The organism is Burkholderia sp. Bp9090, assembly GCF_003857985.1.
Lineage (GTDB): Bacteria > Pseudomonadota > Gammaproteobacteria > Burkholderiales > Burkholderiaceae > Burkholderia.
Window position 1 is genome coordinate 12887 of the sequence record NZ_QTPV01000058.1, and the last position, 25451, is coordinate 38337.

The following is a 25451-nucleotide window of genomic DNA, read 5'->3' on the forward strand; positions in this document are numbered from 1 at the left end:
GTTCCCCTAGTAATCCGAATAAAGCCGCACCGGCGTCGGCGTGACGAGCCAGCTGCGCGCCGCGCGTGCGTCGAACGCATAGCGCAGGTACACGAGCGCCGAACTCGGCGCGTAGTCGTGCGACCGGTCGACGTGCAGTTGCGCGCCGACGCTCAGGTGCGGATTCACGCGATACTCGACGATGCCGTTCACGCCGTACGAAAACGACACGCCGCGCGTCGAACTGCCCGCGTAGACGAGCCCCGCCGCCTCCTGCGCGGCGCGCTGGTCCGCGAAGGTCGGGTAGAACAGCGAGTCCTTCTCGTAGCTGTTCGAGATCCCGCCCGTGACGGTCAGGTCCCACGACAGCGCGTCGCGCCGCCCCGCCCACTCGAGCGGCACGCCGAGCGACAGGTAGCGCTGCGGGCTGTAGTAGCCGCCCTGCCCGTACGTGTAGTAACGCAGGTTCTGCGCGTAGTGCCACGCATTGCCGACGAGCCCCGTGCTCACCTTCATCGTCGCGCGTTCGTACACGGGCACCGTGAAGCCCGAGCGCAGCGTGATTTCCGCGTTGCGCTCGACGTTGCGGCCGGACAGCACGCCCGCGCCGAGTTCCGCGAACAGGTTCACGCGGCCGACGTCGAGCGCCGCGCGCAGGTTCACGCCGTCGCGGCGCACGCCGCCCCACACCGCGCCCGTCCACGGATCGCGCATCCCCGCATACGACAGCACGCTGCTCGTTTCCGGCCGGCGCGACGCGTTCACGGTGAAGCTCGCCGGGCCCGCGTCGAAGCGGTAGCGCACGCCGCCGACCAGGTAATGCACCGGGAAGCCGAGCGGCGACGTGCCGAGATCGACGCGCCACGCATCCGTGCGATAGCCGGCGCCGAGCGCGACGCCCGTCATCGGTTGGTGCAGGTCGCCCTGCGGATGCGCGATCAACGCGGCGGCCTGCTGGTTCAACGGCGCCAGCGACGAGCCGGCCAGCGCGTTGAGCGCGCCGTAGGTGCCGAAAGTCTTCAGCGAATACGCGTTCGGGTCGCTCGTATCGAGCGTGCCGGCGTCCAGATGCACGGTGTCGAGCTGCAGGAACGCGTGCCCGTCGTAGCGCACCGGCATCTGCGCGTAGATCGGCACCTGCTGCGCGCGGTACGCGGAAATCCCTTCGTCGCCCGACTTGTATGCGGGCAGCCAGCCGATCTCGATCTCCGGATCGCGCCGCTGCTCGAGATCCGCGAACGCGGCCTGCGCGGGCGTGCGGCCGTCGCGGCCCGGGCTCACGCCGCTCGTGCGTTCCTGCGACAGCGACAGCCGGTACAGCGACGCGGCATCGTCGTAGCGGCCCTGCGCCTCGGCCACGCGCCCGGCGGCAACCGTCACGTCGGCGCGCGCCGGATACGCGGCCTGCAGCGGGTCGATCACCTGCGCGGCTTCGTCCGGGCGGCGCAGCGCGTTCAGCCGGCGCACGACAGACAGCCGCGTATCGACGTCGTCGTCCGGCGTGCGCGCCAGCACGGCCTGCACGCGCGCGAGCGCAGCCGCGCGCTGGCCGCTGTCCTCGTCGATGCGCGCGAGCGCGAGCTGCGTGTCGGCATCGTCCGGCGTGCGCGCGATAACGGGCGCGAGCGCGTGGCGTGCCGCGTCGTAGTGCCCTTGCGCGCGTTCGAGATCGGCCAGCTCGAGTGCGTAGCGCTTGTCCGCGCGGCCGGCCGGGCTCGCGCGATCGAGCAGCGTGCGCGCGCGCGCATAGTCCTGCTGCGCGATCGCGTCGTCCGTCCGGCGCAGCACGAGCCGCAGCGACTGATCCTCGATGCGCGCGGTCTGTGCCGGCGTCAGCGCCGGTTCGCGGCGCAGCGTGTCGAGCCACGCGGCGAGCGCGTCGTCGCGCCCCGCGCTGCCGAGCAGGTCGCCGTAGCGCAGCCGCACGTCGGGATCGGCCTCGCGCGGATGCGCGGCGATCCAGTCGCGCAACGGCGCGAGGCCGCGCTCGGGCTCGCCCGCGTCGATCCACTGCGCGCCGATCGCGGCCAGCATGTCGGGATCGTCCGGGGCGCTCGCCTGCGCATGCGCGAGCGACGCGGCGAACGCCGCGCGATCGCCGCGACCGAGCGCGCCGCGCGCGTCGCCCAGCGCGCTTTGCGCGTCGAGCTTGCGGGCGAGCGCGCGCATGCCGTCCGAGCGCTGCGCATCGTCGACACCCGCGAGCGCGGCCTGCGCGCCGGCGACGTCGTCGAGCGAGTTGCGATACAGCGCGGTCGCATAGCGCATCTCGGGCGTATCGCTTTGCGCAAGCCCATCATCCATTACCGTGCGGCCGAGCTGCGGCAGCCCCATGTCGCGATACAGCCGCGCGAGCGCGAAACGCGTCCACGGTGCGTCGGGCGCCGCGCGCACGGCCGCCTCGTAGCGTTGCACGGCCGGCCCGCGTTCGCCCTTGTCCGCGAGCGCGCGCGCCTGGCTCGCGAGCAGGTCGGCGCGCAGCCCGTCGAGCGCGCGGCGATCGTCGCTGCCCGTCACGCGGCCTTGCAGCGCGTCGAGCAGCGGGCCGACGCGGTCCGCGCGGCCGGTGTTCTCGTACAGCATCGCCGTGCCGCGCACCGCCGACACGTTCGGCGAACGTGCGGCCAGCAGTTCGCGCAGCAACGGCTCCGCGCGCGCCCAGTCGCGCTGCGCGAGCAGCGCGTCGGCGAGCTGCAGCTTCGCGTCCGGGCTGTCGGGCTGCATCGCGAGGGCGGCGCGCGCCGCGCGCTCGGCATCCTGCGGCCGCCCGGCCGACGCCGCCGCGCGGCCTTGCGCGAGCAGCCCCCAGAACTGCGCGGTACGCGCGAGGCTCTGCCACTTGCCGCGCTGGTCGGTCGACAGCGCCGCGGCGCGCGTGAACAGCGCACGCGCTTCGTCGTGCCGGCCTTCGCGCAGGCGCAGCAGGCCGAGCCCGCCGAGCGCATCGGCGTCGCCGGCGCGCGCCTGCGCGGCGCGCGCGAGCAGCGGATCGGCACCGGCCAGGTCGCCACGCGCGAGCGCCTGCAAGCCGCGCTGCTGCGCGATGTAGTCGGGGTCGCGCTCGAGCCGGCGCTGCGCGTCGCGCTGCCGGTCGAGTTCGGCGCTGCGATCGCGGAATTCGGTGTCGTCCGGCACCAGCGCGAGATATGCATGCAGCGCATCGAGATACGCGGGATCGCTGCCGGCGGACTGCAGCACGCGCCGCCACACGGCCATCGCTTCCGTGTGATCGGCATCGGCGCGCTTCGCGAGCGACGATGCGATGCGGTTCGCTTCCGCGCGCGTGTCGGCGTGCTGGTTCAGCAGCCGCGCGAGCGCGAGCGCCGCGCTCGTGTCCTGCGGGTCGGCCGCGACCGCGCGGCGCAACGCGACGAGCGCCGATTCGCGGCCACCCGGCGCATTCGCGACGATCTGGTAGTACTCGGCGCCGAGCGCGCCGGACGGCGCGCCGTTCGGGAACAGCGCGACGATCCGCCGGGCCGCTTCGTCGGCGCGACCGCTGCGCGCGAGCAGGCGGATCTGCGCCATCTCGCCGCGCCCGCTCGTCGCGACGCGGTATTCGTCGGCCGCGCGCCGCGTGCCGGGCGCCGCGGGCGCGCGGGCCTGCAGGCGTGCCAGCGCGGCCTGCGCGCCTTGCGCGTCGCCGAGGCGCAGCAGCACCCGCATCTGTTCCGCGAGCAGTTCGGGATCGTCCGGCGCGATCAGGAGCCCCTTGCGCAGCGCGTCGCGCGCGAGGTCGTCGCGATGCTTCGCGCCCCACATGCGGGCGGTCGCGAGCTGCCGCTGCGCGTCGGGCAGGTCTGTCGTGGCCGGCGCCGAGATGGCCTTCGGCGCGACGGTTTTCGGCAACACGGGCGCGGGTGTGGCGACGGCGGCCGGCGCCGCTGCCGTGACCGACGACGCGAGCCACGCGAACCCCGCGACGCGCGGTGCGGTGCGCTTCATCGGGCCGCGCATGAACGGTCCTCCCAGCGCGCAGCGAGCGACCCGTCCGCGCCGAACCGGTAGCGGCCGTCGCGCCAGCCCAGGCCGAACAGCGTCAGCACGCTCGTGTAGTAGCCGGGCGCCGCCTGGCGCGCGAGCGCATCGACACGGGCCGCCTGCGCATCGGCGAGCGCATGCTGGCCGCGCGCGTCGAGGAACGGCACGGCCGCCGCGGAGAAGCCGCCATTGCCGTCGTTCGGCCCCGCGACGCCGGTCGTCGTGTCGACCTTCTCCGGCGGCGCGCCATGCGCGGCGATATGGTCGGCGAACGGCGCGAAGCGCGCGAGCAGCGGCGCGGCGAGCGGATCGGCGCGATCGAGCATGCCGGCCCACAGGTACACGCGGATCGCGTTGTACGCGCTTTCCGCATGGGTCTGGGGATCGGGGCCGAAGCCCGCGCCCGCGCGATACAACGCCCAGTCCGGCGAGAAGCCCTTCGGCGCGGTGTCGAGCAGCACGCGGCCGGTACTGGCCGCGAGCGCGGCCCAGCGGCGCTCGTCGGGCAGGCGCGCGGCGAGCCCGCGGATCACCTGCGGCGGCGAATAGCTCGGGTTCACGCGCCATTGGCCATCGGCCAGCTTGAACCCGGTCGGCCCGGGCAGCAGCGTGAGGCCGAGGCCCGGCACGCTGGCCGTCTCGTCGTCGAGCACGCGCTTCGCGAGCAGCGCGCCGCGCGCGGTGTAGCTGCGCTCGTGCCACAGCCGCCCGGCTTCGACGAGCGTGTAGGCGATCCAGAGATCGGCATCCGACGCCGCGTTCGCATCGAGCACGCGCCACGTGCCGTCCGGCGCGCGGCCCCACAGCCACGCCGGCAGCCGGGCGCTCAGGTCGCCCTGTGCGAGGTTGTTCTCGGTCCATGCGAGGATCGTGTCGAACGTGCGTCGGTCGTTCGCGACGAGCGCGAAGAACAGTCCATACGCCTGCCCCTCCGATACCGTGCGCGAATCGGCCGAGCCGACGTCGATCACGCGGCCGTCGGCCGACACGAAATCGCGCTTGAACGCGTCCCAGCGCGGCCACGCCGCGCCGCACCGCACGTCGGCCGCACCGCCTTGCGCCGCATGCGCGCGCCCGGCCGTCCCGGCTACCCCGGCCGCTGCGCACGCCGCCGCGACGGCCAGCACGAGCGTCGTGCCGCCCCGCCGCGCCGGCCGCGCTGCCCGTCGCCTTGCGAATGCCCAAGCCATCATCCGTTACATCCCCCGGCGGCGCGCGGCGATTTTCTGCAGCACGCTGAACACGCCGAGCGCGAGCAACAGCCCCGCGACGACGCCGACCACGCCGAGCGCCACCGGGTACCGCGCCGCCTGCGTCCAGACGCGCGCATACCACGGCACGAAACCGACCACGTACGGATCGCCGACGCGCAGGCTGTCGACCTGTCCCGGCCGCACCAGCGCGAGGTCGCCCTGCAGTTGCGACACGAGGCCCGGCTTTTCGAAGACGTCCAGCAGGTCGGCCAGGCGCGTCTGGTCGGTCGCGGTCAGCGCGACGACGCTGCGGCCGTGGCTGCCCGGCAGTTCGAACCCGGCGAGCGCGGCGAGCGCGCCCGTCTGTTCGATATGCGCGCCACCGTCCGCCATGCCGACGCCATTGCGCCAGCGCTCCTTCACCGAGAACGCGACACGCGTCGCGCCCGTGCCGGCCTGCTGGTCGATCGCCAGCGGCAGCGCCGCGCGCCAGTGCGACAGCAGCGGCGACGCGGGCGAGCCGTCGATCACGAGCAGGTCCTTGCGGCCCGCCAGCGCGGTGACGTCGCCGGGCCGCGCGACCTGCACGCGCAGCGCCGGGAAGCCGGTCCACTGCCCCATGTGGCCGAGCATCGTCAGGTAGGCTTCCAGCTCCTGCGGCGACGGCCGGTCCGGGATCACGACCGCCGTCTGCGACAGGTCGGCGAAGCGCGTGAACGGGAAGCCGCTGTTCGCGAAGAATGCGAGGTTCGGCAACTGCGCGTAGTGGACGAAGTGCGAGAAGTCGATCGTCGAATCGGGATCGATCGCCGCGCGCTGCGGCTCGGTCGCGGTGCTCGAGCAGAGCCCCGTCTTCTGCGAATCGAGCGTGAAGCGGAACTGCAGCTGGTTGCCGCTGCCGACGCGGAACGCCGGGATGTCGACATCGCTCGTCACGCGCCCTTCCGGCACCGCCAGCAGCGGCAGTTGCATGCGCCCGCGCGCGTCTTCGGCATGGGCCGGCCCGAGGCGGTACGACTTCACGAGCTGTTCGTTGATCTCGACGGCGAGCGTCGAGTTGTCCTGCACGGTCGGCGCCGTGTAGCGGTAGCGCAGCGTGATCGGCACGCCCGAGCCGTTCCACGAATGCAGGTCGGCCGGCACCCGCAGGTTCAGCCGGATCGCGTCCGGCGACGTGCCGCGCACTTCGAGTTCGCGCGGATCCGACACCAGTTCGCGGAACGCGATCGGCCGGTTCACCGGCAGCCAGCGCGGGGCGTCGTACGGCTTGCGCGGCGCGCCGAGATCGACGTGCGCGACCGTCGCCGCCGGGCCCGACAGCGCCGCGCGGCCGAGCACGAGCGCCGCGACCGCATCGTCGACCTCGGCTGCCGTGCGGCCCGTCACGACCAGCAGCTTGCGGCCCGGCGCGGCCGGGTTGTCGGCGACGGCGAGCAGCGGGCCGTTGACCGACGGCAGCGCGAGGCCGGCCGGCAAGGTCGCGGCCGTGCCGACCACCACCGCCTGGTCGTCGGCCGGCAGCGTCGCCGCGACCGGGAAGCGCGCCTGCCGGTAGTCGGCCTGCGCGCCGAACCACGACGCGAGCACGCCGGCACTGCGCAGCGTCGCCGAGTCGGGCGACGCCGGCAGCACGAACGGCAGCCGCAAGCGCCCGTTGTCGCGCCGGTCGAAGAACGGCGCGGGCAGCAGCGCGAGATCGTTCGGCAGGCGCACCGGCGACTCGTCGAGGATCAGCTCGCTCGTCGGGCTCACGTCGGCCCACAGCGCCGAGCTCGACGGGTCCTCGCAGTGATCGAGCGAGTAGTGCGCGATCAGGCGCAGGCCGATCTGGTTGAAATCGGAGAAGTAGCGCGGATCGATCGGGATGTCCTGCGTGACCGTGCGGCCCGCGCGCGTCGCGTCGAACGGGACGGTCGCGACCACCTCGTCGTTCACCGAAACCTTCAGGTGCGACATCGGGAACACGAGCGACGGCGAATACGCATAGGTCAGGCGCAGCCGCGCGCCGGTGACCACGCGGTCGAGCCGCACGCCCGCATGGATCGTGCGCGCATCGTCGGCGCCGCGCAGGTGCACCGGATCGAACGCGCCGAGCGACGCGAACGGCAGGTGCACGGTCGTCGCCGGCAGGCCGGCGGGCGTCGCGCCGGCGGCGCTCGATGCGGCCGATGCGCTCGATGCGGCCGCGCCGTTGGCAAGCGCAGGCGTGGCCGGGCTGCCGGCGGACGCCGAAGCGGCCGCCGAAACGGATGCCGACGCGGCCGGCATCGGCGCGGCCGACAGCGCGGCCGCATGAAACGCGCCGAACGTGGCGAGCGACAGGACGAACAGCGACACGGCCGGCTTCATGCGCGGCACCGCATCGTCGTGGTCGTCCGGTGATCAAGCGCGCCGCTGTCGACGCGCCCAAAGCAGCTATGCCCGTGAGTGCACATCCCCACTGCTTCCCCTCAAAGTCTGGCCTGAATGCATGTATTGAAACGACGCGGCGCATTCTTCCGCTGCCGGTCCATCGGACGGTGCGCGCCTGGCACCGGCGCTCGCACATTCGTCACACTATCTCAAAATCAGGACAAAACTCACCCTGATTCGCGCTGACGAAGCGAAAAACAACTCAATACGGTCGGAAATGCTGCGCGCGGCGATTGAATGGCAAGAATTACGCCGTTGCTGCCGGCCGGACCGATCGGCATACTGCCGACGCTGCCGGATCGGCGAACCGTCGCGCCGGCGAACCGTCCGGATACCGGATGCCGGATGCGACCCCTTGCGGGCCGCCCGGAACGCGCTGCCGCGTGGGCGGCGCGTATGCTACCGCAAGCCGGCGCCGCGTGCCGGGCTTTCTTCATGGAAAACTGACTTGGATCAAATCGTCGACACCGCCACCCCGTCCCCCGACACGCTGTTGCGCATCATCGCCACGCAGACCGAGATCGCGAAACTCGGCCTCGACCTCGGCAGCGTGATGGCTTATGTGACCGAGCAGGTGCCGCAACTCACGGGCGCGAGCGGCGCGGCGGTCGAATTCGCCGAAGGCGACGACATGGTGTACCGCGCCGCGTCGGGTTCCGCCGCCGGGATGCTCGGGCTGCGGTTGCGCCGCTCGGGCAGCCTGTCGGGCCTGTGCGTGACGCGCGGCGAATTGCTGCGCTGCACGGATTCGGAAACCGACCCGCGCGTCGATCGCGATGCCTGCCGCCGCGTCGGGCTGCGCTCGATGCTGGTGATGCCGCTCACCCATGCGGACACGACGGTCGGCGTGCTGAAGGTGATGTCGCCGGAGGTCGACGGCTTCTCGGCCGCCGACGCCGGCACGCTGCGGCTCACGGCCGAGCTGATCGCCGCGGCGATGTTCCACGCGGCGCGCAACGAGGCGAACGAGCTGTACCTGCGCGCGACGCACGACGCGCTCACCGGCCTGCCGAACCGCGCGCTGTTCTACGACCGCCTGCGCCAGTCGATGCACACGGCGCTGCGCGCGAACGGCCGGCTCGGCATCCTCAACATCGACATGGACGGGCTCAAGCCGATCAACGACGGCTACGGCCACCGCGCGGGCGACGCCGCGCTGCGCGAGGCCGCCACGCGGATGCTGGGCGCCGTGCGGCGCTCGGATACGGTCGCGCGGGTGGGCGGCGACGAGTTCGCGGTGATCCTGCCGAACGTCGGCAGCCGCGACGACATCGACGCACAACGCGCACGGCTCGCCCGGCAGGTCGCCGAACCGTTCGAGTTCGAGGGGCAGCCGCTGCGGCTCGGCGTCAGTGTCGGCGTCGCGATGCTGCCCGAAGACGGCACCGACATGAACGCGCTGATCGAGCATGCGGACCAGGCGATGTACGAGGTGAAGCGCACGCGGACGCAGCGGGCATGCCACGCGTGACGTGCGACGCCCGGCCCGTTCGGCCAGCCGGGCCGCTCACGCACGGCTGACCGGACTGCGGCACCGCGATCGCCGCCCCGACCACGATCCACTGCACGATCGCGACCAGCACGCCGGCCCGACACAACCCGAGCGCGCTCATGACGCGTCGACCCGCTGCGCGAGGCCGACCGTGAAGATGCCCAGCTCGTCGATCCGCTGGTCGAGCTTGCGAAAGCCCGCGCGCGCGACGAGTTCGTCCATCCCGGCCTGCGAGCGGCGGCGCATCACCCAGGTCGCCTCGCCGCGATGATTGTTCAGCGCACGCGCGATGAATTCCAGCTGCGGATGCCACGGCTGTCCGGTGCAGACGAGATAGCCGCCGGGCGGCACCGCCTGTGCGAGCCCGCGCAGCTCGAACGCACGCAGCGGCGCGAGCGCCTGCGCGCGGTCACGCTCGCCGAGTCGACGAGGTGCGCGACGCGCGCCGAATGTTCGTGGCCTCGATGCAGCAGCACGATCGCACCGCGGCAGCGCGGGCCCGTCGCGGGCCAGTGACGGTAGAACAGCGTGTCGCCGTCGTGCGTGACGAAGCCGGCCTCGCGGGCCGTGCGTGCGCTCATGCGATCTCTCTCGTTTCGTTATTCGAATCATGCGGCGCCGCCCTCCGGCGCCGGTCCCGCTATGGCCGCCAGCAGCCGTCAGCCACCCGCTTCGGCGACGCCCGCCTGCACGCGCCGCACCACCGTCACGATCGACAGCACGATCAGCACGCGCCACAGCCACGCGGCGACACCGCCGACCGGCAGGCCGAAGCCGATCCACAGCGCGAACGCCCCGAGCGCGAGCGCGCGGTCGCTCTTGCCGAACGGGCCGTCGTAGCGGCGCGTCGCACCGGCGAGCGGGCCGATCAGCCCCGCGCATTCGACGATGATCGCCGTCAGCGCGAACAGCCAGACATCTGCCGGCGCGAACGCGGGAATCGCGAGGAACGGCAGCACGAGCGCGACATCGGACACGATGTCGCCGAGCTCGTTCAGGTACGCGCCGAGCGTGCTCTTCTGCCCGTGCTCGCGGGCGAGCATGCCGTCGATCGCGTTGAGCGCCATCCGCACGAACAGCCAGATCGGAATCAGCAGGAACAGCACGCGGGCGAACACGCCGAGCCCCGCGAGCGCGCCGACGACGATCGAGCCGCCGGCCGCGAACAGCGTGACCTGGTTGGCCGTGACGCCGCGCTCGGCAAGCGAATCCGCGAACGGACGCAGACGGTTCTGGAATTTCGGTTTGAGTGCGTAAAGGCTCATCGTTTTATTGGTTCGGCACGTTCGGATACGTTCGTCGCCGCCATGCCCCGGGCGGCGCAACCGCCGGCGGCGGCTTTCGACAGGTGGTCGTAATCGTCGCCGAGCGGCCCCGACGCGTCAAGCCGCGCGCCGCGCCGGGCAATCTGGCGTTTTCGACGGAAACTCGCGATAATCCGCTGGCCCGTGAGCGCAGCAATTCACTCGAACTGTCGCCGGGCGCTCGTGCAACAGCCGATTATCACGCCGTCGAACGGCGCATTCGCCGCAACGCAACTCTGCCGGCGCATCGTCCGATGATCGCGGCCCTGCGACAGGCAGCCACGAATTTGAAAAAACTTGAACAATGGCCGTCCGGCGCGCATCCTGCCGCGCCGGCATTCCGGGATTCCGCCCGCCGCGCCCGCGCGGCCGCGCGGGCATGCACGCAGGAGGCGCGGCGCCGATGAACATCCTGAACATCTGGCAGCGCGATTTCCTGCTGTCGATCGTGCGGCTCGTCGCCGGCGCGTATCCGGTCTGGCATCAGGCGCCGCCTTCCCCGACGCAGAAGATCTACTTCTCGAACCACACGAGCCACATCGACACGCTCGCGATCCTCGCCGCGCTGCCGCGCGACGTGCGCGCGGTCGTGCGGCCCGTCGCCGCGCGCGATTACTGGGACAGCGGCGACCTGAAGCGCCACATCGCGCAGAAGCTGCTGAACGTCGTGCTGATCGACCGTCACCGCGAGAGCGGCGGCGACCCGTTGGACCCGGTGCGCGATGCGTTGCGGCAAGGCCACTCGATCATCATCTTCCCGGAAGGCACGCGCGGCGCCGACGTGTTGCCGCAGCCGTTCAAGAGCGGCCTGTTCCATCTCGCGACCGAGTTTCCGAACGTCGCGCTCGCGCCGGTCTATCTCGAGAACCTGCAGCGCATCATGCCGAAGGGCGCGATCTGGCCCGTGCCGCTGATCTGCAAGGTGCACTTCGGCGCGAACGACGCGCTCGGCGCCGGCGAAGACAAGCCGACCTTCCTCGCCCGCATGCGCGACGCGATCGTCGCGCTCGCGCCGCCGCAGCGGCCGGCCGGCTGAACGCGGCGCCCTCCTCTCCCTTTTCCGGACCTCTTCATGCGAACTCTCTTCTGGGAACTGGTCGCGGGCGTCACCGGCGTGCTGGTGCTCGCGACCGTGATCGGCGCGATCCTCGGCGCGCGCAGCGGCGGCGCGAGCGCGACCATCGTCAACCTGAACCAGCGCATCCGCGCGTGGTGGGCGATGATCGCAATCATGGTCATCGCGATCAGCCTCGGCAACAACGTCACGTATCTGGTGTTCGCGCTGCTGTCGTACCTGACGCTGCGCGAGTTCATCACGCTCACGCCGACGACCGCGAGCGACCATACGACGCTCTTCATCGCGTTCTTCGTCGCGATTCCGGTGCAGTACCTGCTGCTCGGGATCAACTGGTACGGGATGTATTCGATCTTCGTGCCGGTGCACCTGTTCTTCGCGATGTCGCTGGTGTCCGCGCTCACGCAGGACACGCGCGAATTCCTGAGCCGCAACGCGAAGATCAACTGGGCGCTGATGGTGTGCGTGTACGGGCTGAGCCACGCGCCGGCCGTGCTGATCCTCGACATTCCGCGCTACGCCGGGCAGAACGCGCTGCTGCTGTTCTTCTTCCTGTTCGTCGTGCAGATCAGCGACGTGCTGCAGTACGTGGTCGGCAAGCTGTGCGGGCGCCGCAAGATCGCGCCGCAGCTGTCGCCGTCGAAGACGGTCGAAGGCTTCGTCGGCGGCGGCCTGCTCGCGACGCTGTGCGGCGCATCGCTGTATCGCGTGACGCCGTTCAGCTTCGGCGCGGCGTTCGGGATCTCGCTCGCGATCGTGATCGCGGGCTTCGTCGGCGGCCTCGTGCTGTCGGCCGTGAAGCGCTCGCTCGGCACCAAGGACTGGGGGTCGATGATCGCGGGCCACGGCGGGATGCTCGATCGCGTCGACTCGGTCTGCTTCGCGGCGCCGGTGTTCTTCCACCTCGTGCGCTACCTGTACGTGTGATGCGCGGGCGGCGCGGCATCGCAAGCGCTAACGCGTCGGCGGGATGGGAAACCGGCGCGTTCGGCGCATACTGACGCTCATCCCCACCCTTGCGCCGCATCGCGCGACGAGCCACTGCCACCGAACCCGCCCATGAAACTGAAACTCGACATCGTGCAGTTGGCCGGCCGCGACGGCGACACACCGTACAACCTGCGGCGCACGCTCGACGCCATCGCGAGCTGCGCGCCCGGCACCGACATCGTGATGTTTCCGGAAGCGCAGCTCACCGGCTTTCTCGATCCGTCGAATCTCGCGCGCGTGGCCGAGCCGCTCGACGGTCCGAGCATCGGCGCGGTGATCGCGGCCGCACGGGCGCGCAACGTCGCGGTGGTGGCCGGGCTGATCGAGAACGACGGCGGGCGCTTCTACAACACGACCGTGTTCGTCACGCCGGACGGCATCGCGCTGCGCTATCGCAAGACGCATCTGTGGCTGAGCGAGCGCGACGTCGTGCTGCCCGGCGACCGCTACGCGAGCGTCGAATGGCGCGGCGTGCGGATCGGCCTCTTGATCTGCTACGACAGCGAATTTCCGGAAACCGGCCGCGCGCTTGCGGCGCTCGGCACGCAGCTGATCCTCGTGACCGACGGCAACATGGAGCCGTACCGTCAGGTGCATCGCATGTCGGTCTCGGCCCGCGCGATGGAAAACCAGGTGTTCGCGGTCGTCGCGAACCGCGTCGGCGCAGGTGCGCACGACGTCGTGTTCGCGGGCGGCAGCCTCGCGGCCGATCCGTTCGGCAACCTGATCTTCGAGGCCGGCAACGGCGAATCGCGCCACACGGTCGAACTCGATCTCGACCAGGTCGCCGCGTCGCGCGCGGTCTACGACTATCGTGCGGATCAGCGCCTGCACATCGCGGGCGAACGCATCGAGCACGCGGACGGGCGTCGCGAGTGGTTGATTCCGTGAGCATGAACCTGGCGGCGAACGCGGCCGGTTGGCGATGCACGCCGCCACGTCGTCACTCAGGCTCCGGCACATCGATCGCCAGCAACACCGAGCTGACCGACTTGCCGTGCGCATCGAGCGCGAGCGAACGCGTGACGCCGCCGCCGAGCGCGTCGCGCAGCACGAAGTTGAACGCGGCAAGCGCCGGCAGCTCGTAGCGCACGACGTCGCCGTGCACGATGCCCGCGAGCCATCCCTTCACCGCGGCCGCATCGAGATGCGCGCGCAGGTGTTCGTAGTGACGCGGATCGCGGCAGATGACCGATACGTTCAGCGTATTGCCCTTGTCGCCGGTGCGCGCATGCGCCAGTTCACGCAATTGCATCATGCCTCCACGAAAGAAAACGACGGCGTCACGGCCGTGCGCGGCAGCAGCACCGACTGCACGGCGATCACCTCGCGCGTCGACTTGAACGCACCGCCGCCGCCGGCCGGCCCGTTCGTATAGAGCGTCTCGACTTCGTTGCCGATCCGCGCGGCCTCGGCGGCACTCGCCGCACGGCCGGCCACCCGCACGCGGACTTCGGCCGGCTCGCCGCGCACGGCGGGCGTCGCGTCGCCGTACAGCGCATCCACGCCGATCAAATCGAAACGCAGTTCGGTCGCGGCCACGCCCGTCAGCGCGAGCCGCTCGCGGACGATGTCGAGCGCGAGCCGCGCGCGTTCCAGCGCGCCCGGCCCGCCGTACGAGATCTGCCCTTCGCCGATATGGCCGTCGACATACGCGACCGACACCTTGAGCGTCCCGGTGCGTGCGCTGCCGTGCCCGCCCGTCACGCGCACGCGGTCCGGCGCCTCCTCCGCCACCGCCACGCGCGTGAAATCCGCGACGACGTCGGGCTGCAGGTAGCGCGCCGGATCGTGAATCTCGTACAGCAGCTGTTCCTTGCAGGTCGCCGCGCTCACGCGGCCGCCCGCGTGCGGCACCTTGGTGATCACGACCGAGCCGTCGGCCGCGACCTCGCCGATCGGGAAGCCGAGCCGCGCGAGATCCGGCACGTCCTTGTAGCCGGGGTCGGCAAAATAGCCGCCCGTCACCTGCCCCGCGCATTCGAGCAGATGGCCGACGACCGTCGCGGCCCCGAGCGTGTCCCAGTCGTCCATCCGCCAGCCGAACGCGTGGATCAGCGGCGCGGCGAACAGCGACGGATCGGCGACGCGCCCGGTCAGCACGACGTCCGCGCCGGCCGCAAGCGCATCGACGATCGGCGCGGCGCCGAGATACGCGTTCGCGGACACGATGCGGTCGCGATACGCGGCGACTTCGTCGCCCGACTCCTCGAAGCGGAACGCGCCGCGCAGCACGACGTCGAGCACGTCGTCGCCTTCGACCGCCGCGACCTTCAGCCCCGCGAGGCCGAGCGACTGCGCGATCCGCGCGGTGCGCCGCGCGGCCGCGCGCGGGTTCGCCGCGCCCATGTTCGACACGATCCGCACGCGCTTGTCCGCCGCCACCGGCAGCACGGCATGCATGCGCGCGTCGAGCAGCGGATCGTAGCCGAGCGCCGGATCCTTGCGCCGCGCCTGCTGCGCGAGCGCGATCGTGCGCTCGGCCAGGCACTCGAAGACGAGATAGTCGAGCTGCCCGTGTTCGGCCAGCTCGACCGCGGGCTCGATCCGGTCGCCCGAGTAGCCGGCGCCCGCGCCGATGCGCACGCGCCGTTCGTGTGATGGCTTTGCTGTCATGTCGGTACCGTGATCCGGCGCTCGCGCGCCGGGAAAAAAATCAAAAGACGCCCATCACGACGCACGCGATCGTCATCACGATCGAGGCGCCGAACAGCAGCGGGAACGTGAACTTCTGGTGCTCGGCCAGCTCGATGCCGCACAGGCCGACGACGAGGAACGTCGCGGGCGTCAGGGGGCTGACCGGAAACCCGGTCGTCATCTGGCCGAGCAGCGCGGCCTGCCCCACGTGCACGGCCGGCACGCCGAGCTGGCCGGCCACTTCGGCGATCACCGGCAGCACGCCGAAGTAGAACGAATCGGGATCGAACAGCATGCTGAGCGGCATCGACGCCAGGCCGAGCGCGACCGGAATGTGGCCGGCCATCGACGGCGGCACGAAGCCGACCGCCGCCTGCGCCATCGCCTTCAGCATCCCGCTGCCCTGCATGATCCCGGTGAACACGCCGGCCGCGAGCAGGATGCCGGCCATCATCAGCGCCGCGCGCGCATGCGCGTCGATGCGCTTCCTCTGCATGTCGACGTCCGGATAGTTCACCATCAGCGCGACACACAGCCCGACCATGAACATGATCGCCGGCGGGATCTTCTCGCCCATCACGACCATCGTGCCGAGCACGACGAGCGTCAGCAGCAGGTTGAACCAGAACAGGCGCGGCCGGCGCAGCGCCTGCTCGTCGGGCGTCAGCGCCCGGGTCGGCAGCGGAATCGACGCATCGTCGCGCGAGAGTCCGAGCCGCTTCTCCTCGCGCCGCCCAAGCCAGTACGCGACGCCGAACACGAACACGAGCCCGATCGCCTGCACCGGAATCAGCGGATTGAACAGCGCCGACACCGGCAGGTGCAGCGAGGCCGACGCACGGATCATCGGCCCCGTCCACGGCAGGAAGTTGATCCCCGCGGCCATCGACACGGCCGCGGCCAGGACGCGCCGGTCCATCTTCAGGCGGTCGTAAAGCGGCAGCACCGCGGGAATCGTCACGAGAAAGCACACGGCGCCCGAGCCGTCGAGGTGGATCAGCAGCGCGAGCAGCGTCGTGCCCATCACGATCCGCGTGGGCCGCGTGCCGACCGCGCGCAGGATGCGGTCGATGATCGGGTCGAGCGTGCCGGCGTCGGTGATCGTCCCGAAATAGAGTATCGCGAACACGAACATCCCGACCACGGGCGCGAGGCCCTTCAGCCCGTCGATCACGAACTTGCTGGTATGCAGCCCGAAGCCGCCGATCAGCGACGCCGCGATCGGCACGATGATCAGCGCCACGAGCGGCGACATGCGTTTCGACAGAATCGCGGCCAGCAGCACGACGATCGTGCCCAGCCCGAGTAACGGCAGCATCGGAGTCTCCTACCTTGTCTTTTGTTGGAGACGAGCGTAAGGTCGGCGCAGCGATAGCACAATTGAAATGATTTGATCGCAGCAATCACGAACCGTTATGGATCTGAACCTTCGCGACATTCGCGCGTTCGTCACCGTCGCGCAGGCCGGCAACTTCACGCGCGCCGCCGCGCGGCTGCACCTGTCGCAGCCGGCGCTGACCGTGCAGATCCGCCGGCTCGAGGAGATCGTCGGCGCGCGGCTGTTCGACCGCAACAGCCGCAGCGTCGCGCTCACGCAGACCGGGCGCGAACTGCTGCCGCTGCTGCAGCGCTCGCTCGACGACATGGAGCGCGTGCTGCGCGACGCGCGGGCGCTCGGCGAAGGCGCGAGCGGCACGGTACGGCTCGCGTGCCTGCCGACGTTTGCATCCAGCCTGCTGCCGGAGCTGATCCAGTCGTTCCGGCGCGACGTGCCGCGCGCGGGCTTCGACATTCGCGACGGCGTCGCGAGTCTCGTCACCGCGCTGGTGCGCAACGAGGAAGCCGATCTCGGGCTGACCGGCGGCGACGCGTTCGACGCGTCGCTGGACGTGCTGTACGCGGGCGCCGACCGGCTCGTCGCCGTGTGCCCGAAGGATCATCCGCTCGCGCGCAAGCGGCGCGTGCGCACCGCCGACGTCGCCGCCGTGCCGCTCGTGCTGACCGCACAGGGCACGAGCGTGCGCAGCGTCGTCGATGCCGCGCTGGAAGCGGCCGGCTGCACGCCCGACATCGCGTGCGAACCGACCTACATGATGACGGCCGTCGCGATGGTGCGCGGCGGCCTCGGCGTGACGATCCTGCCGGCCGCCGCGCGCGAGGTGCGCGCCGAGCCCGACCTCGTCGCGAAGCCGATCGACGACCCGGCGTTCGTGCGGCCGATCGCGCTCGTCGCGAAACGCGGGCGCACGCTGTCGCGCGTCGCGCAGGCGTTCGCCGACGTGATGCTGGCGGAATTGAACAAGCGCGCGTGAACCGCGCGCCCGAATCGCGAACGAAAGCCCGCTTTCTGCCTACTGCGCGTCCGGATCGACGTGCAGCGATTCGCCGATCGCATAGAAGTTGCCGCCCGCGATGTAGTGCAGGCTGCGCAGCGCCGGATCGGCCGATTCGAAATACCAGTGACCGTCGCGGAACACGCGCGTGTCGGACCATGCACCGACCACCTCGCCGATGAACAGGTCGTAGACCTGCTGGTTGTGCGGCTCGGGTATCAGCCTGCACGCGAGCCAGCCCGAGCAGCCGGCGACGAACGGCAGGTCATGGCCGGCGACGTCGAACAGCGTGACTCCCGCCTCGCGCAGCTTGTCCGGCCGCTCGGCGAGACTGTGACTGCCGACCGCATGCGTGAGCTGGAGCTGCGCGGCCGTCGGCACCTGGATCACGAAGGTGCCGCTGCGCTCGACCAGCTCGCGCGTCTTCGCGGACTTGTCGAGCACGACCGTCAGCTTCGGCGGCAGGAAATCGAGTGCGCAGGCCCACGCGGCGGCCATCACGTTGTCGACGCCGTCGTGACGGGCCGACACGAGCACGGTCGGGCCGTGGTTGAGAAGACGGTAGGCTTTCTTCAGCTCCACCGGAGCGATGTGACTGTCCATGCGGGTTCCCTGGTGAGCGGCACGACGCGTGCCGGCCGAGGCCAGCATTCTCGCACTCCGTGCCGATCGCCGCTGACGGCGCGCGCGGGCGCGCTGCGTCACACCCAAATCGCTCGCGCGGTGCGCGCAATAACACACTCGGCCCGCATCACGCGATTCGATTCGTTAAATAATCAATTGATGAATCGACGACCAATGCATCGTCGTCGAAATTCGACTGGAAATCGTGCGGAATTATCACGATTCCGGCAATACGCCGGTCGCGCCATCTCGAAATTCAAATCGATTGATACACGATTCTCAATAATGTGAATCTCTCAATGGACCTTGCCGCAGCATGCATCTGTCGGCTTTATGTCACATCGGAGAATTTCGTTTTTGCCGTTCGTCGGCGGCTCGGTAGTCTCCTGCCATTCCGGTTCAAGAAAACAGGCCAATCGCAAGGAGATGAAATGAAACGCACGACCCTCTCGCTGATTTCGCTCGCGTCGTTCGCGGCGATGCCCGCCGCGCATGCGCAGTCGAGCGTCACGCTGTATGGCGTGATCGACACGTCGATCACGTACGTGAATCACGCGCAGGGCAAGGACAACGCGTGGATGCTCGGCAACAGCAGCGCTGGCAATCTCTCCGGCAGCCGCTGGGGCGTGAAAGGCAGCGAGGATCTCGGTGGCGGGCTGAAGGCGCTGTTCCAGCTCGAGAACGGCTTCGACCCGAGCAGCGGCCGGCAGGGCCAGGGCGGCCGCCTGTTCGGCCGGCAGGCGTTCGTCGGGCTGTCGAGCGACCGCTACGGCACGCTCACGTTCGGCCGCCAGTACGACCCGCTCATCGACCTCGTGCAGGGCATCACCGCCGACAACTATCTCGGCAGCGTGTTCGCGACGCCGGGCGACGTCGACAACTACGACAACAGCTTCCGCGTCGACAACGCGGTGAAGTACACGTCGGCCGTGTATTCGGGCCTGCAGTTCTCGGCGATGTACTCGTTCGGCGGCATCGCCGGCAGCACCGGCGCCGCGCAGTCGTATTCGGCCGCCGTGTCGTACAACAACGGGCCCTTCAGCGTCGCGGGCGGGTACTTCCACGCGACCAACAGCCCCGCGTCGAACGGGCTGCGCAACGGCTGGACCAGCTCGTCGGACGGCACCTTCGACGGCCCGATCAACACCGGCTATGCGAGCGCGCATTCGATCGGCATCGCCCGCATCGCGGGCCAGTATGTCGCCGGCCCGTTCACGTTCGGCCTCGGCTACAGCAACGCGCAGTACCGCCGCGACGCGAGCTCGGTGTTCAACTCGAACGAGCACTACAACACCGGGCAAGGCTTCGTGAACTACCAGGCGACCAATGCGCTGCTCGTCGGGCTCGGCTACAGCTACACGCGCTCGGGCGGCGATACGTCGGCGACTTATCACCAGGTGTCGGCCGGCGCGGACTATACGCTGTCGAAGCGCACCGACGTGTACCTGACCGCCGCGTACCAGCACGCGAGCGGCCAGACCGGCGACGGCAACGGCGGGTCGATGGCCGCGCAGGCGTCGATCGGTTCGTACGGCTATGCGGGCACGAGCTCGCAGACGATGGTCAACCTCGGCCTGCGTCACCGCTTCTGAGCGACGACGGCCGGCTGCGTGCGGCATCGCGCGGCCGGCCGGTCGATACCGGATTTCGGGAGTCGAGGATGCATCGACACGGCGGCTGCGGCCGCCGTCGCCGTTTCCACGCCCCGCGCACCGGTGGCCGCGCCTTTTATCGTCCGTTTCGCTGCACCATTCATTGCCGCATTCGCCGCGCAACTGACGCGTGGCGTCAGTATTTCGATAGCGGCCGCACGCTGGCATGCGCACGATAATCGGCCCTTTTTACCGATTCCATCCTGTCGCACGGAGATACCGGCGCCCGCGAAAATCCGCGACAAATCCGCCGGCAAATGCAAAGGAAAGTTTGACGCGAGCCATTTGCCTGCGCGCTATGGCACACTTCGCGTCTGCGTAATTTCCTTGCACCGGGCGGCCGGATTCCGCCCCATCCTGCCATGCCGCGTCAGACTGCCCGTTCGATCAGCCACGCCACGCCGAAGATCGCCGCGACGATCGTGTTGTCGTGCGCGCTGCACGGGTTCGCGCGGGCCGACTGCCTCGACGACGCGGCCACGTTCCAGAAAGTGAGCGTGAGCCTGTTGCGCGGCATCGCGCAGGTCGAATCGGGGATGAATCCGAACGCCGTCAACACCAACACGAACGGCACCGTCGACATCGGCCTGATGCAGATCAACAGCACCTGGCTGCCGACGCTCGCGCGCGAAGGCATCACGCGGGAAAGCCTGTTCGATGCGTGCACCAACGCGTACGTCGGCGCGTGGATCCTGTCGCAGAACATCCGCCAGCTCGGCGCCAACTGGAACGCGATCGGCGCGTACAACGCCGCGTCGCCCGACAAGCGCCTCGCGTATGCGCGCAAGGTCTATGATGCAATCCGGACCATGCCGGATTCGCCGGATACTCCCATGCCCATCCTTCCGCCCTCCTTCACGCCGCCGCAACAGGTGCAGGCGTACAACCCGTTCGCCAGCCTGAGCGTGTCGGCACCACCGGTCGCACGGCCCCGCACGCTCGCGCCTGCCGCGCCGCCGCCGCAACCGCAAGGCGGGCCGGCCGGCCCGGCCGGCACGTACAACTTCGGCTGGACCGTCACGGGCGCCGACCAGGCCAAGCCGACCCAGGTGTTCGACGACGGCGCGCGGATCTACGTGCAGTTCAGCGACATGAAGCACGTGCCGGCGATCTTCACCGAGACGTCGTCGGGCCGCGTGCTGATGTCGTGGGAGCTGCAGTTCCCGTATGCCGTTCTGACGCGTCCCGCGCAAACGTTAATCTTCCAGCTCGGGCCGTTCGAGGCGCGCGCGCAGCGCGGCGCGACGGGGACGACCGCTCAGGCGGGCGCGGCACCCGCAGCGGGCACGCAGCGTTCGGGGGCGACGGCCGCCACGGCAGCGACGGCGACGGCAGCGCCCGCATCCAGACACACCGCCGATGCAGCGGCCAAGCGCACCGCATCGGCCGATGCGCTTTGGTATATCGACACGGCGTCCACGTCGGGTTCGGCAGCAACCTCGAGTCAGGCCAATACGTCGACGGCATCGACCGCGTCGAACACGCCTGCGACGTGGCCCACCGCAGTGACGTCGAACACGCCGCCGCCGGTTGCGACACCTCAGGCGCCCGCCGCGACGAAGCCGGGCGCACGCGTCAGCACCGACGCGCTCTGGTACATCTCGAAGTAACGCTCGGGCCGGCCCGATCCCTCACCCGCGCCGCACCCAGATCACCTTGCCGTCGCGAATGCCGAGGTCGCGGCGCTCCTCGCGATAGTCCATCGTGCCCGGCAACGACCGGCCGTCGCGCTCGAGCACGCGCCACAGGCAGCCGTCGAGCAGCGCGGCCGCATCGGCCTCGGTCTTGCCGATCAGCGCGTCGTCCGGCGTGGCGTCCGCCTTGCACGCGTTCACGGCGCCCGACGGCGCGGGGTTCGTCACCGCGCCGCCGGCGGTGGCGTTGGGGTGCTTCGTGTTCATGTCCGCACATCCCGCAAAGGTTGCGCTCGCAACGAGTGCCGCGAGCATCGCGATCGTGTTCTTCATCGGTTTCTCCCTGTCGCGGCCCGGCGCGGCAGGTGCGGGATGCGCGCACGCACCGGGCGTTGGATCCATGATGGGTTCTGCGCGCCACCGGCCGGCAAGGCACCGTATTGCGCGATCCGTTCGAGTCGAATCGGCTCCGCGCAGTCGCCTCGACAGCCTGACGCCGAAGCCGAAGCCGAAGCCGAAGCCGAAGCCGAAGCCGAAGCCGAAGCCGCCTTCATGTTACCGCACCGATCCGCGGCGAAGTCGTGCTCCCCGGACGGGGCGCTGGCGAATCATGCCGGCCGCGTCAGAACTTGTACGTCACGCCGGCCATGCCGAAGTAGTTGCTGCGCGTCTGGACGATCGGGCTGTCGCCATAGCGTCCGAGCAGCCGCGTGAAGCCGCTGGTCGCATGCACCGACCAGTGCCGCGACACGCCCCAGTTCCATGCGAGCGACAGCGTTGCGCTGTCGACCCCGCCGCTCGTCGAATACGGCCTGAAGCCGCTCGCCGCCGACTGCGCGTCGGTCACGCCGTAGAACGTCTGCATGTAGCGCCCCGTGCCGGCATGCACGCTGCCGGTCACGACGACATCGTGGCGGCCGGCCTTGAATACCGGCACCGCGAGATCGACGTGGCCGGACAAGCCGCGCGACGTATGCGTGACCGGCGCATCGATGGCGACGCTCAGTTCGCCGCCATCGAGCAGCTGCACGCCCGCACGCATGCCGACGAGCACCGAACCGGGGATCCGGCCCATCCCCTTCAGGTGATCCGAACCCGCCAGGTCGAAACGGTTTTCGTCGGAACGGCCACCGGCATAGCCGAGCGCTGCCGACACGAACGCCCCGTGCGGCAGGTTCAGACGGTAGCCGGCGCCGGCTGCCGTGTCGATGAAGAACCCGTTGCCGAACATCGCGGAGAACGACGGCGCGACGACGGCGCGATACTGGTTGCTGCCCTGGTAGCGCGGCGCGAACCCGCCGCCGAGCGATATCGCGTACTGGTTTTCGGCGTGGGCGACGGCGGCGAGGGTCAGGCCGGCAAGCGGCATGCAATAGCGCAACGAGCGCAGCGAACGGAAGGATGGACTCACGATGTCGAGACAAGAGTGACGGAGCCCGAAGTCTAGGTACGACGGCGCGGCAGCACTGTCCTGAATCTGCGGAAAATGTGTGCTCAATTGTGATCGTTTGTTCCCGATTGTCGTATCGCGGCCCCGGCGGCCGCCACGCCGGATAGAATTCGCCGGCCGCGCATTCATCGGCATGGAGAGGCTGAACGCGCGCAACCGAGGAGACCATGAACGACAATCCGCTCAAATACCGTGTGCTGCTGATCGAGGACGACGACCGCCTCGCCCAGCTCGTGCGCGAATATCTCGACAACTATGAATTCGCGGTGACGGTCATACGGCGCGGCGATCTCGCGGTCGCCGCGGTGCGCGAGCATCAGCCCGCGCTCGTGATACTCGACCTGATGCTGCCGAACCTCGACGGGATGGAAGTCTGCCGGCGCATTCGCGCGTTCACCAACGTGCCCGTGCTGATCCTCACCGCGCGCGCCGACGTGTACGACCAGGTCGCGGGCCTCGAAACCGGTGCCGACGATTACGTGACCAAGCCGATCGAGCCGCGCGTGCTCGTCGCACGCGCCCGTGCGCTGCTGCGCCGCGCGCAGCCTGCCGCGTCCGAACCGGCGGCCCACACGCAGCCGCATGCCCTCGTGTTCGGCGAGCTGACGATCTCGCCGCCGAACCGCACGGTCACGTGGCGCGGGGAACTCGTCGACCTGAAGACCACCGAGTTCAACCTGTTGCTGATCCTCGCGCGAGCGGCAGGCACGGTGCTGAGCCGCGACGACATCCTGAAGCAGTTGCGCGGCATCGAATTCGACGGGCTCGACCGCTCGGTCGACTCGGGCATCTCGAAGCTGCGCCGGCGCTTCGAGGACGCTTCGTCGGAGCCGCAACGGATCAAGACGATCTGGGGCCGCGGCTACCTGTTCAGCCCTTCCGCGTGGGACGACTAAATGCTGCGCCCGTTGATCAAGCTGTACCTCATCGTGATCCTGTGCTGTGCCGCCTCGATCGTATTCATTCAATGGTCGTTCAACAGGATTTTCTACGAACGCGTGGCGCAGGCGCAGCGCAACGCGCTGACCACTTACGCGTTCGTGCTGAACGATTACCTCGAACGCCATCCGGGCGGCAAGCGCAGCCTCGCGCTGCGTGAACTCGCGCAGCACGGCAACGAGCGATTCGGTTTCGTGACGATGGCCGACGCCCGTGCGCAACTGCGCGGCGGGCCGCTGCGCGATCTGGACGCCGGCCGGATCGCGATCAGTTACGACCGCAGGAACTACTACATGCCGCTCGCGGACGGCTCGGTCCTGCATGCCCGCCCGATCGCACCGGCCGACCTCGACATCCAGATCTACGCATACGGGATGACCGCACTCGCGGCCCTGTTCGCCGTCGCGCTGTGGACCTCGTATCACTGGCGCGACCTGCGCAAGCTGCAGGCCGCCGCGCACGCGTTCGGCGCGGGCAACCTGTCGACGCGCGTGAAGCTGTCCGGGCGCTCGAACATCTACGCGCTGTCGCAGCAGTTCAACGACATGGCCGAGCGGATCGAGGCGTCGATCAAGCAGCAGCGCGAGATGATGCACGGCATCTCGCACGAGCTGAAGACGCCGCTCGCGCGCCTCGAATTCGGGCTCGCGCTGCTCGCCGAATCCGACGAAAGCGGCCGCATGCGCGAGCGCCGCGACGAACTGCGGCGCGACGTGCGCGAACTCGACGAGCTGGTGACCGAGCTGCTGACGATCGGGCGGCTCGAACAAGGCGCAAGCGAACTCGCGCCGATGGACGTCGCCGTCGATGCGCTGATCGACAGCGTGGCCGGCAACGTCGCGAACGACGTCGCCGACCGCGGCCTCACGCTCGGCGTGTCGACAACCGGCGCGCCCGCCACCCACGTGTGCGATCCGAAACTCGTCGCACGGGCGCTGCTGAACCTGATCCGCAACGGCGCACGTTATGCGTCGCGCACCGTCCTGCTGTCCGCGACGCACGACGCGTCCGGCGCGCTGGTGCTGAGCGTGGACGACGACGGTCCCGGCATCCCGGTCGCCGAACGCGCGCGCGTGTTCGAACCGTTCCAGCGGCTCGACTCGAGCCGCGACCGGCAGACGGGCGGGTTCGGCCTCGGGCTCGCGATCGTGCGACGCGTCGCGCTCGTGCACGGCGGCGACGTGCGGCTCGAGGATTCGCCGCTCGGCGGCGCCCGCTTCGTGATTTCGTTGCCGCCGCGGGCATTGCCGGAATTCCTCGGCGACACGCCACCGCGCACGGAGCACTCTCGTATCTAAACACTCTCTCCTGGGGCCGGCCGCCGCGCCGCTCGATCGCTGCGTGCGCGGCAACCGTCGCCTTCACACCTGTCAGTGCTCCTGATCATGCCGCTCATGGTAGTGGCACGCTGCGCCCGGTCGCGCCCGCATGCCGTTCGATGAACGAGAACACTATGTTCTGTCCGCGCGCGCTACGCACCGCCGCGCGAATCGCATAAGCTGACGACACTCGCCGGCACCCGAATCCGGCGAATCGCCAGGCGCGCGCCGCGTCGAGGTCGCGCCTCACCGTCGCGCTTCGATCGTCGTGGCACCGCACCGCAGCAGAATCGCATCGCGTCCGCACGACGGGGCGGCGCGATCGTGATCCCCAGCCGCCCACCACCCTGATCTGGAGAGAACCATGGCAAGCGAACCGATTCGCGATCCCGCGAACGACCACCTGCTCACCCCGCAGAACGCGGCGTTCATCGTCA

General features: G+C 70.0%; 21 protein-coding genes and 2 pseudogenes. 11 read left to right on the forward strand and 12 right to left on the reverse strand.

Going from position 1 to position 25451, the window contains the following annotated elements; genetic code table 11:
• Positions 1-6: 6 nt before the first annotated feature.
• From DIE16_RS33160 to bcsB, 3 genes are read right to left on the reverse strand one after another with little or no spacing between them, the layout of a single operon-like run.
• Positions 7-3936, reverse strand: coding sequence for a cellulose synthase subunit BcsC-related outer membrane protein (locus tag DIE16_RS33160; protein WP_124894205.1), 3930 nt, complete (start codon positions 3934-3936; stop codon positions 7-9).
• Positions 3921-5150 (reverse strand): cellulose synthase complex periplasmic endoglucanase BcsZ, encoded by a 1230-nt coding sequence (bcsZ, locus tag DIE16_RS33165; protein ID WP_124894211.1) that lies wholly within the window; start codon positions 5148-5150, stop codon positions 3921-3923. Before bcsZ ends, DIE16_RS33160 begins: the two co-directional genes overlap by 16 nt.
• Positions 5151-5156: 6 nt before the next feature.
• Complete coding sequence (bcsB, locus tag DIE16_RS33170) at positions 5157-7502, reverse strand: cellulose biosynthesis cyclic di-GMP-binding regulatory protein BcsB (protein ID WP_124894206.1); 2346 nt, start codon at positions 7500-7502, stop codon at positions 5157-5159.
• Positions 7503-8013: 511 nt separating this feature from the next.
• Between bcsB and DIE16_RS33175 the strand changes: the two genes are divergently transcribed.
• Positions 8014-9036, forward strand: coding sequence for a sensor domain-containing diguanylate cyclase (locus tag DIE16_RS33175; RefSeq protein WP_124894207.1), 1023 nt, complete (start codon positions 8014-8016; stop codon positions 9034-9036).
• 138 nt (positions 9037-9174) lie between these two features.
• Here the strand turns inward: DIE16_RS33175 and DIE16_RS33180 are convergent.
• From DIE16_RS33180 to DIE16_RS33185, 3 genes and pseudogenes are all read right to left on the reverse strand, one after another.
• Positions 9175-9429, reverse strand: a pseudogene (locus DIE16_RS33180) (class I SAM-dependent methyltransferase family protein); the annotation flags it as partial.
• Positions 9333-9638, reverse strand: coding sequence for a hypothetical protein (locus DIE16_RS36845; RefSeq protein ID WP_185702681.1), 306 nt, complete (start codon positions 9636-9638; stop codon positions 9333-9335). The pseudogene DIE16_RS33180 and the gene DIE16_RS36845, both read right to left, overlap by 97 nt.
• A gap of 78 nt (positions 9639-9716) precedes the next feature.
• The gene (locus tag DIE16_RS33185) at positions 9717-10322 is read right to left on the reverse strand and encodes a CDP-alcohol phosphatidyltransferase family protein (RefSeq protein ID WP_044848430.1); all 606 of its coding nucleotides are present in this window, start codon (positions 10320-10322) and stop codon (positions 9717-9719) included.
• Between DIE16_RS33185 and DIE16_RS33190 the strand changes: the two genes are divergently transcribed.
• The 4 genes from DIE16_RS33190 to DIE16_RS33205 all read left to right on the forward strand — a co-directional run bounded on the left by DIE16_RS33190 (position 10307) and on the right by DIE16_RS33205 (position 13317).
• Positions 10307-10768: a hypothetical protein gene (locus tag DIE16_RS33190; RefSeq protein WP_260426331.1), complete on the forward strand. Its 462-nt coding sequence runs from the start codon at positions 10307-10309 to the stop codon at positions 10766-10768. The genes DIE16_RS33185 and DIE16_RS33190 overlap by 16 nt on opposite strands.
• Positions 10765-11397, forward strand: coding sequence for a lysophospholipid acyltransferase family protein (locus DIE16_RS33195; RefSeq protein WP_124489497.1), 633 nt, complete (start codon positions 10765-10767; stop codon positions 11395-11397). Before DIE16_RS33190 ends, DIE16_RS33195 begins: the two co-directional genes overlap by 4 nt.
• Positions 11398-11433: 36 nt before the next feature.
• Positions 11434-12363 (forward strand): phosphatidate cytidylyltransferase, encoded by a 930-nt coding sequence (locus tag DIE16_RS33200; protein ID WP_044848429.1) that lies wholly within the window; start codon positions 11434-11436, stop codon positions 12361-12363.
• Between the two features lie 132 nt (positions 12364-12495).
• Positions 12496-13317 (forward strand): carbon-nitrogen hydrolase family protein, encoded by an 822-nt coding sequence (locus DIE16_RS33205; protein ID WP_124572164.1) that lies wholly within the window; start codon positions 12496-12498, stop codon positions 13315-13317.
• A 52-nt stretch (positions 13318-13369) separates the two neighbouring features.
• On the opposite strand, the gene DIE16_RS33210 is transcribed toward DIE16_RS33205, so the two are convergent.
• Genes DIE16_RS33210 through DIE16_RS33220 form a run of 3 tightly spaced genes read right to left on the reverse strand, consistent with a single transcriptional unit; the run spans position 13370 to position 16381 of the window.
• A complete protein-coding gene (locus DIE16_RS33210; protein WP_124489499.1) occupies positions 13370-13681 on the reverse strand; it encodes a hypothetical protein in 312 nt (103 codons plus the stop codon).
• Positions 13681-15042, reverse strand: coding sequence for an acyclic terpene utilization AtuA family protein (locus DIE16_RS33215; protein WP_124894208.1), 1362 nt, complete (start codon positions 15040-15042; stop codon positions 13681-13683). Before DIE16_RS33215 ends, DIE16_RS33210 begins: the two co-directional genes overlap by 1 nt.
• A gap of 40 nt (positions 15043-15082) precedes the next feature.
• On the reverse strand, positions 15083-16381 hold the full coding sequence (locus DIE16_RS33220) for a CitMHS family transporter (RefSeq protein WP_124523909.1): 1299 nt from the start codon (positions 16379-16381) through the stop codon (positions 15083-15085).
• 97 nt (positions 16382-16478) lie between these two features.
• Here DIE16_RS33220 and DIE16_RS33225 point away from each other — a divergent pair, with 97 nt between their 5' ends.
• Positions 16479-17375 carry a LysR family transcriptional regulator gene (locus DIE16_RS33225; protein ID WP_044848425.1) on the forward strand — a complete coding sequence of 299 codons (897 nt, stop codon included), beginning with the start codon at positions 16479-16481 and terminating at the stop codon, positions 17373-17375.
• 39 nt (positions 17376-17414) lie between these two features.
• On the opposite strand, the gene DIE16_RS33230 is transcribed toward DIE16_RS33225, so the two are convergent.
• Positions 17415-17999, reverse strand: a complete 585-nt coding sequence (locus DIE16_RS33230; RefSeq protein WP_124894209.1) for a flavin reductase family protein — start codon at positions 17997-17999, stop codon at positions 17415-17417.
• Positions 18000-18451: 452 nt separating this feature from the next.
• Here DIE16_RS33230 and DIE16_RS33235 point away from each other — a divergent pair, with 452 nt between their 5' ends.
• Entirely contained in the window at positions 18452-19612 is a 1161-nt protein-coding gene (locus DIE16_RS33235) for a porin (RefSeq protein WP_124489503.1), read from the forward strand.
• A 422-nt stretch (positions 19613-20034) separates the two neighbouring features.
• On the forward strand, positions 20035-21282 hold the full coding sequence (locus DIE16_RS33240; protein WP_124894210.1) for a transglycosylase SLT domain-containing protein: 1248 nt from the start codon (positions 20035-20037) through the stop codon (positions 21280-21282).
• Positions 21283-21303: 21 nt separating this feature from the next.
• Here DIE16_RS33240 and DIE16_RS33245 read toward each other — a convergent pair whose 3' ends face one another.
• Both DIE16_RS33245 and DIE16_RS33250 read right to left on the reverse strand, forming a co-directional pair.
• Positions 21304-21639, reverse strand: coding sequence for a hypothetical protein (locus DIE16_RS33245; protein ID WP_124489505.1), 336 nt, complete (start codon positions 21637-21639; stop codon positions 21304-21306).
• A gap of 289 nt (positions 21640-21928) precedes the next feature.
• Complete coding sequence (locus tag DIE16_RS33250; protein ID WP_124572167.1) at positions 21929-22675, reverse strand: MipA/OmpV family protein; 747 nt, start codon at positions 22673-22675, stop codon at positions 21929-21931.
• Positions 22676-22923: 248 nt separating this feature from the next.
• Between DIE16_RS33250 and DIE16_RS33255 the strand changes: the two genes are divergently transcribed.
• From DIE16_RS33255 to DIE16_RS33265, 3 genes and pseudogenes are all read left to right on the forward strand, one after another.
• Complete coding sequence (locus DIE16_RS33255) at positions 22924-23652, forward strand: response regulator (protein ID WP_044848420.1); 729 nt, start codon at positions 22924-22926, stop codon at positions 23650-23652.
• Positions 23653-24993 carry an ATP-binding protein gene (locus DIE16_RS33260; protein ID WP_124489506.1) on the forward strand — a complete coding sequence of 447 codons (1341 nt, stop codon included), beginning with the start codon at positions 23653-23655 and terminating at the stop codon, positions 24991-24993.
• A 385-nt stretch (positions 24994-25378) separates the two neighbouring features.
• Positions 25379-25451: pseudogene (locus DIE16_RS33265) on the forward strand (hydrolase); the annotation flags it as partial.